Origin of the sequence: Tsuneonella amylolytica (assembly GCF_003626915.1) — a bacterium.
Lineage (GTDB): Bacteria > Pseudomonadota > Alphaproteobacteria > Sphingomonadales > Sphingomonadaceae > Tsuneonella > Tsuneonella amylolytica.
The window spans coordinates 2,084,305-2,099,837 of sequence record NZ_CP032570.1; the positions used below are offsets into that span (position 1 = coordinate 2,084,305).

Annotated in this window: 14 protein-coding genes; 4 read left to right on the forward strand and 10 right to left on the reverse strand. The window is 66.9% G+C overall.

What is annotated here, in order from left to right; genetic code table 11:
* The first annotated feature begins 51 nt into the window (after positions 1-51).
* Positions 52-726, forward strand: coding sequence for a TetR/AcrR family transcriptional regulator (locus tag D4766_RS10200; RefSeq protein WP_120717357.1), 675 nt, complete (start codon positions 52-54; stop codon positions 724-726).
* A 30-nt stretch (positions 727-756) separates the two neighbouring features.
* On the opposite strand, the gene D4766_RS10205 is transcribed toward D4766_RS10200, so the two are convergent.
* Complete coding sequence (locus D4766_RS10205; protein ID WP_120717358.1) at positions 757-2,223, reverse strand: MmgE/PrpD family protein; 1,467 nt, start codon at positions 2,221-2,223, stop codon at positions 757-759.
* A 253-nt stretch (positions 2,224-2,476) separates the two neighbouring features.
* Between D4766_RS10205 and D4766_RS10210 the strand changes: the two genes are divergently transcribed.
* Complete coding sequence (locus D4766_RS10210; RefSeq protein WP_199798085.1) at positions 2,477-3,781, forward strand: DUF3089 domain-containing protein; 1,305 nt, start codon at positions 2,477-2,479, stop codon at positions 3,779-3,781.
* Positions 3,782-4,059: 278 nt separating this feature from the next.
* Here D4766_RS10210 and D4766_RS10215 read toward each other — a convergent pair whose 3' ends face one another.
* From D4766_RS10215 to gmd, 6 genes are read right to left on the reverse strand one after another with little or no spacing between them, the layout of a single operon-like run.
* Positions 4,060-5,301 carry a class I SAM-dependent methyltransferase gene (locus tag D4766_RS10215; RefSeq protein WP_120717360.1) on the reverse strand — a complete coding sequence of 414 codons (1,242 nt, stop codon included), beginning with the start codon at positions 5,299-5,301 and terminating at the stop codon, positions 4,060-4,062.
* Between the two features lie 2 nt (positions 5,302-5,303).
* Positions 5,304-6,272 carry a GDP-mannose 4,6-dehydratase gene (locus tag D4766_RS10220; RefSeq protein WP_120717361.1) on the reverse strand — a complete coding sequence of 323 codons (969 nt, stop codon included), beginning with the start codon at positions 6,270-6,272 and terminating at the stop codon, positions 5,304-5,306.
* Between the two features lie 7 nt (positions 6,273-6,279).
* Positions 6,280-7,326 (reverse strand): glycosyltransferase family 2 protein, encoded by a 1,047-nt coding sequence (locus D4766_RS10225; protein WP_120717362.1) that lies wholly within the window; start codon positions 7,324-7,326, stop codon positions 6,280-6,282.
* 3 nt (positions 7,327-7,329) lie between these two features.
* On the reverse strand, positions 7,330-8,130 hold the full coding sequence (locus D4766_RS13855; protein ID WP_162935741.1) for an FkbM family methyltransferase: 801 nt from the start codon (positions 8,128-8,130) through the stop codon (positions 7,330-7,332).
* Entirely contained in the window at positions 8,127-9,725 is a 1,599-nt protein-coding gene (locus D4766_RS10235; protein ID WP_120717363.1) for an oligosaccharide flippase family protein, read from the reverse strand. Before D4766_RS10235 ends, D4766_RS13855 begins: the two co-directional genes overlap by 4 nt.
* Positions 9,709-10,803, reverse strand: coding sequence for a GDP-mannose 4,6-dehydratase (gene gmd, locus D4766_RS10240; protein WP_120717364.1), 1,095 nt, complete (start codon positions 10,801-10,803; stop codon positions 9,709-9,711). Before gmd ends, D4766_RS10235 begins: the two co-directional genes overlap by 17 nt.
* A 210-nt stretch (positions 10,804-11,013) precedes the next feature.
* Between gmd and D4766_RS10245 the strand changes: the two genes are divergently transcribed.
* Both D4766_RS10245 and D4766_RS10250 read left to right on the forward strand, forming a co-directional pair.
* Entirely contained in the window at positions 11,014-11,508 is a 495-nt protein-coding gene (locus D4766_RS10245) for a DUF427 domain-containing protein (RefSeq protein ID WP_120717365.1), read from the forward strand.
* Between the two features lie 4 nt (positions 11,509-11,512).
* Positions 11,513-12,880 (forward strand): ABC1 kinase family protein, encoded by a 1,368-nt coding sequence (locus D4766_RS10250; protein WP_120717366.1) that lies wholly within the window; start codon positions 11,513-11,515, stop codon positions 12,878-12,880.
* 13 nt (positions 12,881-12,893) lie between these two features.
* Here D4766_RS10250 and D4766_RS10255 read toward each other — a convergent pair whose 3' ends face one another.
* Genes D4766_RS10255 through D4766_RS10265 form a run of 3 tightly spaced genes read right to left on the reverse strand, consistent with a single transcriptional unit; the run spans position 12,894 to position 15,531 of the window.
* Complete coding sequence (locus D4766_RS10255; protein WP_120717367.1) at positions 12,894-13,493, reverse strand: 3,4-dihydroxy-2-butanone-4-phosphate synthase; 600 nt, start codon at positions 13,491-13,493, stop codon at positions 12,894-12,896.
* The gene (locus D4766_RS10260; protein WP_120717368.1) at positions 13,490-14,065 is read right to left on the reverse strand and encodes an NADPH-dependent FMN reductase; all 576 of its coding nucleotides are present in this window, start codon (positions 14,063-14,065) and stop codon (positions 13,490-13,492) included. Before D4766_RS10260 ends, D4766_RS10255 begins: the two co-directional genes overlap by 4 nt.
* Entirely contained in the window at positions 14,062-15,531 is a 1,470-nt protein-coding gene (locus D4766_RS10265; RefSeq protein ID WP_120717369.1) for a glycerol-3-phosphate dehydrogenase, read from the reverse strand. Before D4766_RS10265 ends, D4766_RS10260 begins: the two co-directional genes overlap by 4 nt.
* Positions 15,532-15,533 lie beyond the last annotated feature (2 nt).

Sequence of the window (15,533 nt, forward strand, 5' to 3'; positions counted from 1 at the left end):
TCACGTGCGGGTCGGCCTGCCGCCCCCGCTTCCAGACACGACGGAACAGACATGCCGACCGCTTCCACCAACACGACCGGTCCGATGCAAGGCAGCGGAAAGAAAGTTCGCCAGACGCAAGCGGAACGAACGTCCACTTCGCGCCGACGCGCGATCGACGCGGCGATCGCCAATCTGGCAGAGGAAGGATATGCTGCCACCACGATGATGCGCGTCGCGCAGCGCGCGGGAATCAGTAGGGGCGGCATCCTGCATCATTTCGCCGGCAAGGCCGAACTGATGGAAGCGGTCGGATTTCGTGCTGTGGAACGGCTACAGGGAAAACGCGCCGAAGCTCTGCGTGGGACGAAGCCGGGCGTCGAACGGTTCCACGCGCTTACCAATGCATCGTGGGAGACGATCCGCGAACCCGAATCGATCGCCTTGCTGGAAATGCTGATCGGCTCTCGCGGCGATCCTCTGCTGGCGGAGATCATGCCGGGTTTCCTCGACCAGCTCGACCAGATCCATCTCGCGAAGACCAAGCTTATCGCGAAGGAAGCGGGTATCGAGAACGATGCCATGCTCAACACGATGAACAAGCTTCACATGGCGGCCATGCGAGGCTTGCTGCTCGAGTCCATCTTCGCGGGCTCCGCGGAAACCATCGCACAATCCGTACGACTGCTCGAATGGTACAAGGAAAAGCTGACCGAGCGTCTGATCGCCGAAAAGCACGAAACCTGATCGATCGTCGAGCGGCGATCCCCGCCGCCCTCATCCGGCAGCCGCGGCCGGAGGTTCGAACCGCATCAGATCGATGATGGGATCGACGGTGCTCATCCGGTCGAGATCGTCGCACAACCCGACCAATTGCTCCGCTTTCGCGACGCCCAGGATCGGGCGCATGAGTTCGAGCGCCTTGGTTTCGACTTCGTCCTTGCTCATGGGGTGCGTCGGAAAGCCGGGAACGTAGGCAACGTACCGCGACCGTTTCGACCCATCGTTCAATGTCAGCGTGACGCGCGCGCTCTCGGTGCGGTCCTCGCCCTCGCCGGTGTGCTGGGTCGGGTCTTCGACGACCCGTACCTTTTGTGCGAACGCCTGGGCGGCGCGGTCGCTCCTCATGCGTTCGAGCGACTGCGCGTCGACGAAATCGAGCCGCCCGTCGAGCATGATGATAGCTGCAAGATAGGGAATATTGAGCGCGGGCATGTTCGCCCGGCGAAAGGTTTCCGCCGCGCCGGGCATTTCTATGCGGATGGCTTGGACGCGGTCTGCGGCGATTGTTTTGCGCAGTTCCAGCAGGGCACGGACCGCGGGCTGCGTGGGGCCGCCCACGGGATAGCGCTTCATCGCCGCGAGCGACAGTTCGAAGGTTTCGCCCAGTCCTGCGATCAGGCTTTCCGGATCGGATCCTTCGCCCGTCAACGCCGGCCAGCGGAACCAGGCGTTTTGCGTATCGAGGCTGTCGGGAACCCCGGTAAAGCCCATTCCCGCCATGAGTGCTGCCTGCATGCCGTTGCGCGCACCCATTCCGGCAAAAACGAAGGCTTTCTCGACATGGCGCACGTCGAGCATCCATTGCCATGATCCGGATGCCTGCTGCGCGCAGTAGGCCAGCATGTGATTGCACTGGTCCCCATCCAGCCCGATCAGCGCAGCGCCGGTCGCGGCCGTCCCGAAGACCGGGCCGACTCCGTGGTTCGCGAGTCCGGCGAGCCACAGGTTGCGCGTGCCGATCGCCTTGGGGATGCGGCCCGCCAGTTCGTAACCGGCCACCACCGCGTTCACCAGTTCGTGTCCGGTACGGGCGTTGGAGCGCGCCAGTTCCAGCGCGGCGCTGACAATGGAAGGGCCCGGCTGCACGTAAGCCGAAGGAATGAAGTCGTTTATCTCTGCCGCGTGGGCGGTCATCGCGTTTGCGAATACCGCGTCGATCGGACTTGCCGTGTCCCGCGATCCGAAAATCGGGCTGCCCGCGCCGCCGCTCATCGTGCGTGCATACCGGCGTCCCAACCGTGCCGCTTCGAGCGGCTGGCAGGCCACGATCGACGCCAGCGTGTCGAGGATGTGCAGGCGCGCACGCTCGCGGATGGCGGCGGGCACCGATGCGGTACGCGCCCCGGCGAGATACCGGGTCAGGGCGGGCATGACAGCCACGAAGTCGGCATCGCCGGGGACGGGCGGCGCGGCGTCTGCGGTCGCTTCCCCATCCGTGCCATTCGCGCTGTCCGATCGCATCGCGCTTAACCGGCCACTGCCGAACAAGGCCGCTAAACCGGCACCCGCCAGTGCCGTACGCCGCGACGTGCGCAGCCCATCTTTCATGCTCGTCTCTCCCCGACTTTCGACGAAGCCTACCCGGGTGGTTGAAAAAAACAATCCTGATTGCTTGTAAGTTGCTTCGGTTCGGCGAACAGTGCATCCCGGCGTCACGGAGAGGATGGCGACCCCGCACGAAGGTCGCACCGATTCTCGTCAGGGAGAGGTAGACATGGCACCAACAGCCTTTTGCACGGCCCGCAGTTTTGCGCTGCCTTCTGCCGTGAAGCGAATAGACGGCGCAGGAAAGACCGGCAGGGGGCCCGGCATATTCCGCTCGCTCGCAGCATTGGTCGTGCCTGTATTGCTCGGCGCATGCAGTTCGGTCGCGCCTGTCGAGCAAAGCGTAGAATCCACGGCGTTATCGTCCGGACTCGCCACCAAAGATATGCCGAGTGAAGCGAACGCGCTGTACTCCGATCCCGACAAGTGGCTCTGTCTTCCCGGACGTAACGACACCTGCGATCAGGACCTGACGACCACCGTGGTCGCGGCGGACGGATCGATGGCGATCGAGACATCCACCCCGTCTGCCGAACCACCGGTCGATTGCTTCTACATCTACCCCACGCTTTCGCTCGACAATGCAGCCAACGCGGACTGGATCGCGGGACCGGAAGAAGGCCGCGTCGTTCACCAGCAGCTAGCGCGTTTTGCCGACGTCTGCCGCGTCTACGCGCCGAAGTACCGGCAAATCACCATGCTGGGCGCATCGGGCCGGTTGCCGCGCGAAACCATCGCAGCAGCGTATCGGACGGCGTATGGCGATGTCGCGGATGCCTGGGCGCATTATCTTGCGAATTACAATCAGGGGCGCGGCGTCATCCTGATCGGCCATTCGCAGGGTTCGCGCATGTTGACCGGCCTCATCAAGAACGAAATCGATGGCAAGCCGGCGCAGCAACGCATCGTTGCCGCCTATCTGAACGGAACGAGTGTCGTCGTGCCCGAAGGAAAGACAGTGGGGGGCGATTTCCAGTCCATGCCCCTATGCTCGCGCGCGAACCAATCCGGCTGCATCGTCGCCTATCGCAGTTTTCGCGACACCGTCGGCCCGGTCAACGACTACGCGGCAACCGCCACACCCGGAATGGCGATCGCCTGCGTGAATCCGGCGGCACCGGGCGGCGGCGAAGCGCCATTGCATTCCTACCTGACGACCCAGTCTATCATGGGTGGCCCGGTTCCGGAGTGGACCACGGACGGTCGCAAGGTTTCGACACCGTTCGCTTCGGTTCCGGGTTTGTTGACCGGCGAGTGCGTGTCCAATGACAAAGGGCAATATCTCACCATCCGGGTCAAGGCCGATCCGAACGATCCCAGAACCGACGACATCACGGGCGACATCTATACCGCTGGACAGATCAATCCCGCGATGGGCCTCCACCTGATCGACATGAATTTGGTGATGGGCAACTTGCTGGACCTTGCCCGCTCGCAAAGCACGGCCTGGCTGAATGCCAGGAAAGAACAGTAGGTTTACGACGGTCGGATCGAACTCTGCAGCGAAATACCCCGACACGACCGTGTTCGATCGAGGTCGATCTAGTAACCTGGTAATCGAGAGCAGGGGGAAGGGGTTTCCTGATTGGCAACGTCCGCCTTCGGGCGCTTGAAACCTAAATGCTGTACGGCTCGAATTGGGGTGCGCAGCGGTCATCGCGCCAGATCGAAGGAAATCTCCAATTGATCTGAGTGCCCCTCTTCCTCTCCTACGAGGCACCACCTCTTTCTTCGCTGACGCCCGCTCGCAACCTATTCCTCAACCACGCCGAGTCGCGGCAGCGGATAGACCAGCGTTCGGTCGGCGAACTTCGGCGACTGTTCGAAGAACGCGCGGAAGTGCCATGGCAGGACCAGCAGGTAGTCGGGCGATCGCGCCAGCAGATCGCGTTCCGAGACGATCGGGATATGCGAGCCGGGGGTGTAGGCGCCGAACTTGTCGGGGTTCACCTCGCCCACTGCGACGAGGTCGTCGGCGGTGAGGCCGCAGTATTGCAGCAGCACGTTGCCCTTGGTCGACGCGCCCAGCCCCGCGACAGTCTTGCCGGCCGCCTTCGCCCTGCAAACGAACCCGCGAATTTCCTCGCGCGCCTGTTTCACGCGCCGTTCGAAGGCGCGGAATGGCTCCAGAATATCGAGGCCCATGTCGGTCTCGCGCCGGAGAATCTCCTCGACCTGGGGCGTCCGCGCGCGCGTTCCGCCGGACTTGCGGACGGTCACCGAGAAGCTGCCGCCGTTGACGTCGTTGAATTCGACGTCCTCGATGGCGAGGCCGACGCGGTCCGCCATCCACTGGATCTGTTTCAGCGCGTAGAATTCCAGATGCTCGTGGCAGACGGTGTCGAACGAGTTGGTTTCCAGCATCGCAGGCATGTAGCTCTGTTCGAACACCCAGATGCCGTCGTCGGCGAGGATGCCGGCGACCTGTTCCATGAAATCCATCGGCGCTTCGAGGTCGTAAAACATCGAGAACGACGTCACGACTTTCGCCTTGCGGTCGCCGAATCTGTCGCGGACGAGGTCGGCCGAGAAGAAGTCCGGAATCAGCGTGATATGGTCGGGGTAGTATTCGCGGAACTTGGTTCCGGTCGGGTCGACGCCGACGAGTTGCAACCCTTCCTGCGTATAGGCCTTCAAGGTGGTGGCATCGTTGCTGCCGATGTCGATCACGAGGTCGCCTGCGACGAGGTCGACGAGCCCCGAAATCCGTTCGACCTTGCGATGGAGGTGGGCCACCATGCTGGCGTTGAGGCCCGAACGGTAACCGTAATTCTCGCCATACATCTCGTCGATGTCGTAGCTGTGCTCCAGCTGGAGCAGGCCGCACGCCTGGTCGTAGTCTCCTACGCATTTCACGAGCCGCAGCGGACCTTCCCCGACCGGTTCGTCCGGGGACTTCGGAAATACGCCGGTCAGCGCCTGCACGCCCAGGTCGAGGACCGGTTCGAGGCTGGAATTGCCGCAGATCCGGCAGGACGAAATCGGGGTCGGCATGGTTACCTCGGATTGTTCGCGGGGTGTTGAAGGATGTCCAGTTCCGCATCGACCATCGAGCGGATCAGGGTGGGAAAGTCCATCTGCGGCGCCCAACCGAGCACGCGCTGCGCCTTCGACGCATCGCCGACGAGAGGGACGGCCTCGGCCGGGCGGTAGTCGGCATCCGACGTGCGGACGTGGTCGCGGTAGTCGAGGCCGACCTGCGCGAAGGCGACCTCGCACACGTCGCGCACGCTGTGGGACTCGCCCGACGCGAACACGTAGTCGCCGGGCGCATCGGCCTGCAGCGCCAGCATCATGCCGCGCATGCTGTCGCCCGCGAAGCTCCAATCGCGCTGCGCGTCGAGGTTGCCGAGAGACAGTTCGCTCTCGAAGCCGCGACCGATGCGCGCCGCCGCGCGAGCGATCTTGCCGGTCACGAAGCCGGGCCCGCGCCGCGGGCTCTCGTGATTGAACAGGATCGCCGAACACGCGAACAGGCCGTGCACGCGGTCATAGATGCCGACCATCTCGTGGGCGTAGAGCTTGGCCGCGCCGTATGGACTGCGGGGATGGAATGCGGTGTCTTCGCCCTGCGGGCTGCGGTCGGGCTCCCCGAACATCTCGCTGCTCGATGCCTGGCAGAACCGGATGGCGGGATCGACCCGGCGCACCGCCTCCAGCATGCGCGCCACGGCAAGCCCGTTGACCTCTCCGATGCCGACCGGGTCGTCGTACATGCCCGCGCCCGATGCGAATGCCGCCAGGTTGTAGAATTCGGTCGGGCGATGATCGCGCAGGAGAGCCTCGAGCACTTCGCCGTCGCGCAAGTCCCACCGGGCGGTCACGATGCCGTCCCGGACGGGGCCGCCGGCCGCCGGATCGCGGCTCGTGCCGATCACCCGGTAGCCCCGCTCGAGCAGTAGGCCCGACAGGTACCAACCGTCCTGCCCCGTGATGCCGGTGACGATCGCGGTCTTCTCGCTCATCATCCGGTCACCGCGCCTTCGGGTTGTGCCGGCCGAGCCACAACCTGGTCACCAATCGGCTGGCCGCGTTCGAATACCGGCTGCTGGCGACGAGATCGTAGGCGACCGCGCTGCCGCCCTTGCCGACGAGCGCAAGGCCGACGACGGCCGCGAAGTTGACGAGCTTGCCGGGGAGAGCGGCAACCGTCTTCGCCATCAGCCGGGCCGGTCCGTTCAGTCGCTTGGCAAGGAAGCGGTCGTATTCCGCTCGCGAATAGGCACCGAGCGCACGGTAGCCGACGAGCCACGCGATGCTGCGCCAGGGCTCGCGCGGCACGACCGCCTTCTTCGCACGGTTGGAATACCCGCCGAAGCCCCAGACGAGGTCCGGCCACTTGAACGCCCAGATCTCGAAACTGCGCGCTTGCCACATCGAATTGCCGGCGCGGATGCGGATGAGCGGTTCGGCCAGCACTTTGGCCCGGGCGATGCCCGGCGTCTGGAAGATCACTCCGGCGTGGATGAACAGCGATCCGTAGTAGGGTTCGCGCTGACGCGCCTCCCACAGCGCTTTGCGAACGACGACCCCGCCGATGAAGGTGAGGTTGTAGCCGGTATCGGCCAGCAGGCGATCGGCATCCTGCGGGCCATAGGCGCGCGTCCCCGCGAACGGCAGGCGGCTTTCGCGCAGCGTTCGCGTGACGGACAGGTCGCGCACTTCGGAATCGACGACAAGCAGGTCGGGGTCGTCGTCCGCCAGCACTTCCAGGACGCGGTCGATGGCGCCGGGTGCGGGCAGATCGTCGTCGGGGAAGAGCCAGACGTGGTCCCCGCGCGCGTAGCCGACGGCCTTGTCGTAGTCGCCGTCGACGCCCGAATTCTCGGTCTCGCGGTAATAGCGGATCGGCTGCGCGGGGTCGAGGAAGGGGCGCACCGCGCCCTCGGTATCGTCGGGCGAGGCGCCGTCGACGACGACGATCTCGACCCCGGGGCGCAGCTGACGGGCGAGCGCCTCCAGCGTCTCGCCGATGAAACCGGCCCGGTTGAAGGTGGCGATGCAGATCGACAGCTTCATGGGTCAGCCGCGCCGTCCGCCCAGCAGCAGGTTACGCACCGCCATCGCGCCCGGGACGCGCTTGAGGATGGGGGCTACGGGTGTCGCGGCCCTCAGCAGCAACGCGACCGCGCGGCCGTAGACCATCGAGGGGTAGTAGGCGGCGCGGCGCAGCGGGCCGGCGAGTTCGGTATCCCCGCGATGCGCGTACCAGTCGTTCACGCCTGTGCGGCGGAAGCGAACATAGCCGCCGGCCTCGAGGTGATCCTTCACCGAACCTTCGCCCAGCGAGGCGTTGTCCTCGATGATGAGGATGCGCGGCCGCCAGCGATCGAGCGAGAAGCCCTTCAGCATCTCAAGTTCGTGCCCCTCGACGTCGATCGAGACGAAGTCGATGGGCCTCGCCACGGCCGCCTCTTCCAGGATCGCATCCATCGTCCGCGTCGCGACCTCGACCGGCTCGGTGCGAAAGCCATGATCCTGGAGGATCTCGGCCGCCTTGCCGCTGTCGCCGAGCGCGGACACCGCGTGCGATCCTTCCGCCCCGACCGCGATCTGGAGGACGGCCGTTCCCGGCGCGCTCGAAGCGGCGCATTCGAACAGCATCGCTGCACGCTTGGTGCGGATTTCCGCGCACAGAGACGGGTTGGGCTCAACGAGGATGCATTCCCAACCGAGTTTCTCGAAGTGCAGGGTGGTGCTGCCGTCGACACCGTTGTTCGCGCCGACCTCGATCGCGAAACCGTCGCGCTTGCCGCCGAAAATCTTCTCGAGGCCGCGATCCTCGCCGAACTGCGAGTAATAGGGGATCGGAGCCGTCGTCACCGCGCTGCGCCCCCGCGTCCCCCGGTGCCCGCGCCCGGCACGAACAGAGTGCGTGCGAAGGCGCGCAGATCGGGCGTCGTCCAAAGCACGATCGCGAAGGCGGCCGCCGCGAGGATGGCACCGAGCGCCGCCGCTGCGAGTTCGGGCAGGCCGGCCGACCGCAGCGCGTATCCGCCGCCGCCCACCACGATAAGGCTGATCAAGAACGGTCCCCCGACGTCTCCCGCAAGCCAGCGCGAACCGGTTCCGGGCAGCAGTGAGCGGTGGGTAATCCACGTTCCGAAAAATAGATAGAGCGTGTTGAGGATCGCCCACGCCATCGCCCCACCGAGGATGCCGAACCGCGTGGCCAGCACGATCAGCACCGGCACGAACACGGCGAGCAGGATCACGTTGATCAGCATCGGCAACCGCGATTGCCCGAATGCCAGCTGCAGGGCGTAGGGAAAGTGCATCGCGCAGTTGAACGCGGTGCCGACCATCAGCAGGACGACGACCCAGAAAACACTGGCCGCGAGCGCCGCATCGCCCGTCCAGATCGCGAAGATCGGGCCCGAGAAGACCGCCACGAAGAACGCGGCGGGAAAGACGATGCCCATGAGCAGCCGGGTGCCGTGGCGATAGAGCGCCTCGATCTCGGCAGTCGCGTCCGCCGCGTGGAGGGCGGAGATGCGCGGGTAGATTACGTTGAAGGCCGGCGCGGTGAGGACGTAGAGGCTGCGCGCCGCGATCCAGGCGAGCGTGTAGCGCCCGACATCGGCGAGCGGGGCGATCTTGCTCAGTACGATCTTGTCGCTCTGTACGAAGATCGCGCCGAGGATGGCGGTGACCGCAAGTCCGGCCGAAAAGCGCCAGATCCGTTTGAGGCCACCAAAATCGAAGCGCGTTCGGCCTGCGTCCGGCTTCGCGCCCGGCACCGCCAGTATCCGCCATACCGCGCTGCGGACCGCGAGCACGTTGAGCGCGGCGATGGCCGCCTGCCAGGCGAAGAACGCCTCGATCGTCGGCGACACGAACGCGAGGACGGCGAGCACCCCGACCTGGGCCAGCGTCACCATCGCGATCTCGATCCCGCTCGCCAGCCCCAGCCGGCGCGCTCCGATCAGCGCGCCCAGATACAGCCCCAACGGGAAGCGCAACGCGATGGTGAGACCCATCAGCGCGACCACCGTCGCCAGCCGCGACGGGTCGATGGTGGAATCGAGCCACGACACCGCGAGCCAGGGCGACAGCAGCCACATGGCCCCGCCGATCAGGACCGCGACGATCCAGTACCCCGCCGCGAGCGTGTGGAGCAGGTTCCGCACCGCGATCCGCTCGTCGTCCCGGGAAGCGCGCGCGACCTCCCGGTTGATCGATTGCGACAGCCCCAGGTCGAGGACGGCAAACATCGCCTGCAGCGCGATGTAGAAGCCGATCAGGCCGTAAGCTTCGACACCCAGGAAATGGAGATAGGCCGGGACCGTCGCGATCGTGACGATGGCGGTCCATGCGGTGCTGGCGACGCCGGCGGCGAGGCTCCACCCCAGCGCCGGCTCACGCGCGCTGGCATCGGCGATCGAACCCCTGTCCGAACCGTCATTCGAACTGTTCATGGACCTGGTAGCCGTGCTTCTTGACCAGCTGGTCCCGCTCCGCGGATTTCAGGTCTTCGCGCACCATTTCCGACACCAGTTCGGCGAACGATGTCTTCGGCTCCCAGCCCAGCTTCGCGCGCGCCTTGCTGGCGTCGCCGAGCAGAGTCTCGACCTCGGACGGGCGGAAGTATCGCGGATCGACGCGGACGATCGGGCGGCCGGACGCATCGCAGCCGGTCTCCTCCAGCCCTTCGCCCCGCCACGTGATGTCGATCCCCAGTTCCTTGCCGGCGATGGTCACGAACTCGCGCACGCTGTGCTGGACGCCGGTGGCGACGACGAAGTCCTCCGGCTCTTCCTGCTGCAGCATCTGCCACATCGCCTCGACGTAGTCGCGGGCATGGCCCCAGTCGCGCCGGGCGTCGAGGTTGCCGAGATAGAGCGTTTCCTGCAGCCCCAGCTTGATGCGGGCGAGGCCGCGAGTGATCTTGCGTGTGACGAAGTTCTCGCCGCGCACGGGGGACTCGTGATTGAACAGGATTCCGTTGCAGGCGTAGATCCCGTACGCCTCGCGGTAGTTGACCGTGATCCAGTAGGAATAGAGCTTCGCCACGCCGTAGGGGGAGCGCGGGTAGAACGGCGTCGTTTCCGACTGCGGGGTCTCCTGCACCTTGCCGAACAGTTCGGACGTCGATGCCTGGTAGAACCGCGTGTGCTTCTCCATGCCCAGGATGCGGATCGCCTCGAGCAGGCGCAATGTGCCGAGCGCGTCCGAATTGGCGGTGTACACCGGTTCCTCGAACGACACGGCGACGTGGCTCTGCGCCGCAAGATTGTAGATTTCGTCCGGCTTCGTTTGCTGGATCACGCGGATGAGGTTGCTCGAATCCGTTACGTCGCCGTGATGGAGGAAGAAGCGGACGTCCTCCTCGTGGGGGTCGCGGTATAGGTGGTCGATGCGCACGGTGTTGAACAGCGACGCGCGCCGCTTGATACCGTGCACGACGTAGCCCTTGGAGATGAGGAGGGCGGTGAGGTAGGCGCCGTCCTGGCCTGTCACGCCGGTGACCAGTGCGACCTTGCCGTTCTTCTTCATGGGATCCCCGCTTGCATGCGCCAGGGCGCGTGTCCGCGATGCATAGGCAAATGCCGCGCGAAATCACAACGCCCGGCCCGGGTTTGTCCCGACATAATCGGCATTGCCCGCCGCCCGCCCCTGGTGGCAATAGGGGGCGCTCGATCCCATATCGCCGGGGATGACCGAGAACCGTTCCGATCGCGACCCCGCCCCCGCCGGGCTGGCGGCGTGAGACCCCGACCGCTCCCCGCCGCGCCGGGCCAGGAAAGCGTGTGGGCTTTCCCGCGCCCCGCCATCGCGGAACCGACCTCCGCGCACGTCCGGATCGAGCACGCGGGCCGGGTCGTCGCCGACAGCAACGGCACCGTCCGCACCCTCGAGACGAGCCATCCTCCCAGCTACTACATTCCGCCCGCCGACATCGCGCCCGGAGTGCTGCAGCGCGCAAGCGGCGGATCGTTCTGCGAATGGAAGGGGCATGCCGTCTACTGGGATGTCGTGCTGGGCGACATCGTCCTGCCGCGGGTCGGGTGGAGCTATCCCGATCCCACACGCGCCTTTGCGTCGCTGCGCGATCATGTCGCCTTCTACGCCGGCCCGTTCGACCGGTGCAGCGTCGACGGCGAGATCGCGGTGCCGCAGCCCGGCCAGTTCTACGGCGGCTGGATCACCAGCCGCTATGCCGGTCCCTTCAAGGGCGTACCGGGAAGCATGGGGTGGTGAAGCGATGAGCGACGACGACAGCGGCGGAGACGACAGCGGAGACTGGACCGGGCGCGGCCGTTCGGTGCCGAGCGGGCGATTCTCGCGCCTCGGCCATTTCGGACGGCTGGCGGGCGGCATCGTGGGCGGCGTCCTGGCAGAAGGGGCGCGCCGCATGGCCGAAGGCGAGCGCCCCCAGCTCCGCGACATGCTGCTCACCCCGCGCAACGTAGGGCGGGTGGCCGATCGCCTGTCGCATCTGCGCGGTGCGGCGATGAAGCTCGGCCAGATGATCTCGATGGACGCGGGCGACATGCTGCCGCCCGAACTGGCCGAGATCATGGCCCGCCTGCGCGAGAACGCCCACCATATGCGGCCCGACCAGCTGCAAAAGGTGTTGGCCCGCGAATGGGGCAAGGACTGGCGCACGCGCTTCCGCCGGTTCGAGCCGCGCCCGATGGCGGCGGCCTCGATCGGGCAGGTTCACCGCGCCGTCACGCTCGACGGGCGGACGCTCGCGATCAAGGTGCAGTACCCGGGCGTGCGCGAAAGCATCGATGCCGATGTCGACAACGTGGCGACCCTGCTGCGCGTGTCCGGCCTGCTGCCGCGCGAGCTCGACATCGCGCCATTGCTCGAAGCGGCAAAGCGCCAGCTGGCCGAGGAAGCCGACTACCGCCGCGAGGGCGCGCAGATGCAGCTGTTCGGCAGGCTGCTGGCAGGCGAACCGGGGGTGGTCGTGCCCGAACTCGTGCCCGAGTTCACGACCGACCGGGTGCTCGCAATGACATTCGTGGAAGGCGCGCCGATCGAAACGCTGGAAACCGCCCCGCAGGAGACCCGCGACGCCGCCATGCGGACGCTGATCGGGCTCGTGCTGCGCGAGCTGTTCGAGTTCGGCACGATGCAGACCGATCCCAACTTCGCCAACTACCGCTGGCAGGCGGACACCGGGCGTCTCGTCCTGCTCGACTTCGGCGCGGCGCGAACGGTCGAGCCGGCGACGGTAGAAGGTTATCGGCGTTTGCTGGAGGCTGGCCTCGCCGGGGATCGCACCGGCGTGCGCGAGGCGGCGCTGGCGGCGGGCTTCATCGGCCCGGGCGCGATCGAACGGCACGGCGACCGAGTGGACCGCATGATCGACATCATCCTCGGCGAAATGAACCGGGACGGACCCTTCGATTTCGGCGATCGCCGGTTCGTGGGCGTACTGCGCGACGAAGGTATGGCCATCGCGCAGGACCGCGCGACGTGGCACCTGCCGCCCAGCGACGTTCTGTTCGTGCAGCGCAAGGTCAGCGGCACCGCGCTCCTCGCCGCCCGGCTGAAGGCGCGGGTCGATGTGCGTTCGATGCTGCGACCCTTCGTCGAGGAAAGCGACGCGAACGCCTGAAAGAGAGACCCGTCTAAACTTCGCGTTCGAGCAGGCGGTCGAGCGAGGCGACAGTGAGGCCGTGCTCGGCAACGAGGTTGCCGATGTCGTCGAGGCGGGCCATTTCGCCGTCGTCGCGCATGATCGAGCAGATGACCGCCGCGTCGCCCACCCCGGCCAGGCGGCACAGTTCGACCGCCGCTTCGGCCGCAGCGGGGCGTTCGCGCACGCCGCCCTCCGCCGTGATCAGCGGGAAGACGTGGCCGGGCGAGACGATGTCGCTGGCGGTCGCGCCATCGGCCGCCGCGACGGCGATCGTGTGCGCGCGGTCGGCCGCCGAGATGCCGGTCGATACCCCGCTCGCCGCCTCGATCGAGCGGCCGTGGGGCCGCCCCGACTGGTGCTCGCGCCCGGGGTTGATGAGCTCGATGCCGAGCCGCACCGCGCGGGCGGGCGTGAGTGCAAGGCACACGAGACCGCGGCCGTGGGTGGCCATGAAATTGACCGCTTCGGGCGTGATGCGGCTCGCCGCGACGCAGAAGTCGATGTCCCCGCCGCGCAGCCGGTCGCCGGTGAGGACGATCGTCTCGCCCGCCGCCAGCGCGTCCAGCGCGGCCTGCAGCTCGCCGCTCATTCCCGGTTCCCCGCCAGCGACAGCGCGCAGGCGCCGCGGAAGGTCTGCCGCCCGACGAGTTCGATCTGCATCCGCGCACGGTCTTCCAGGCATTCGCCGTCGGGCGAGAACAGGCCGTGGTACACCCGCACCGTCGCGCCCATCGGGGTCGGCCAGCCGCGCAGGGCATGGACCACCGATCGCATGGTCAGGAGAGTGCTCATCGTCGCCTGGTCGCCGTAAGCGGTCGCGATCAGGCCCACCGCGCGCCCGTCGAGATAGGGGCGCTCGTCCTTCGCCAGGTCTTCGAGATAATCGAGCGCGTTCTTGAGCAGGCCCGAAATGCTGCCGTGGTAGCCGGGGGCCGAGATAATAAGCCCGTCGGCCTGGCGCACCGCCTCGACCAGTTCGGCGCCGTCCTCGATGCCGTAGCCTTCGCCGCGGTAGTGCGGCAGCGCGCGCAGGTACTCCCCGCCGAACATGGTGGTTTCGGCGCCCGCGTCCGCCGCGACTGCGAGGGCGAGGGCGAGGGCCTGCTCGGTCGAGCTGCCCGGATGGACGGTGCCGCCGATGCCGACGATACGGGTGGTCATATTGCGGCCTCCTGCCGGATGAATTGGTCGAGCGCCAGCGCTTCCTCGGACGAGAACCGCAGGCCCAGCTTGGTACGCCGCCACAGCACGTCTTCGGCGGAGCGCGCCCATTCACGGGTAATCAGGTGGCGCACTTCGGCCTCGCACAGGCCGTGGCCGAAATCGCGGCCGGTATCGCCGGCGAAGATCTCGAACGCCGCGGTGCCGTAGGCGCGCACGATGCGGTACGCGTGCTCGGCGAACGTAGGAAATTCGCGGGCGAAGCGCGCTTCGAGCGCGGGCGCCCCCTCGACCGGGAAATCGCCCCCGGGAAGCGCGGCGGTGCCCGTCCACCCGTCGCTGGTCAGCACCGGCAGCCGGCCAGCGAGCTTGTCGACAGCTTCTTCGGCGAGATGGCGATAGGTCGTGATTTTCCCGCCATAGACGGTGAGGATCGGCGCGCCCGCGTCTTCGTCCGAAAGATCGAGCTCGTACCCGCGCGTCGCCGCCTCGGGCTTGCCCGATCCGTCGTCGACCAGCGGGCGAACACCGGCATAGGTCCACACGACGTCCGCCGGCTCCACCGGCTCGCGGAAGAAGCGGCTCGCCCCCTCGCACAGGTAGGCGATCTCCTCCGCGCTCGCCTCCACCGGCCCGCCGTGGTGGTCGGCGTCGGTCGTGCCGATCAGGGTGAAGGCGCACTCGTAGGGGATGGCGAAGAAGATGCGTCCGTCGGGCAGCTGGAAGAAATAGGCGAACGGATGATCGAACTTACGGCGCACGACGATGTGCGATCCGCGCACCTGCCGCATCTTGCGGTCGGGGCGGAGGTCGCTGCCCTCCAGCACGTCGAGCACGTGCGGCCCCGCGGCGTTGACGATGGCCTTGGCGAGAAACGTCGTGCCGCCGGCTTCGATCGCCCAGTGAGCACCGGCGCGCCGCAATGCGGTGACCGGGCAGCGCGTGCGGACCTCGGCGCCGCGGTCGGCAGCGTCGCGGGCGTTGAGGACCACCAGCCGCGCGTCATCCACCCAGCAATCGGAATAGGCGAAGGCGCTCGTGAATTCCGGCTTCAGCGGCGCGCCTGCGACGTGCCGCGTCAGGTCGATCGTCTTCGTGGCCGGCAGGCGCTTGCGGCCGCCGATGTGGTCGTAGAGGAACAGCCCCGCGCGCAGCAGCCAGCGCGGGCGCAGGCCGTCGACGTAGGGCAGCACAAAGCGCATCGGCCAGGCGATATGCGGCGCGATCCCGAGCAGGACCTCGCGCTCCTTCAGGCTCTCGCGCACGAGGCCGAACTCGTAGTGTTCGAGGTAGCGCAGGCCCCCGTGGATCAGCTTGGTCGACTTCGACGACGTGCCGCTGGCGAGGTCGCCGGCCTCCAGCAGCAGCACGCGCGCGCCCCTGCCGGCCGCATCGCGGGCGATGCCGCAGCCGTTTACCCCGCCGCCGATCACGGCAAGGTCGTAGAGGGGGGCGGGATCGGTCAAGA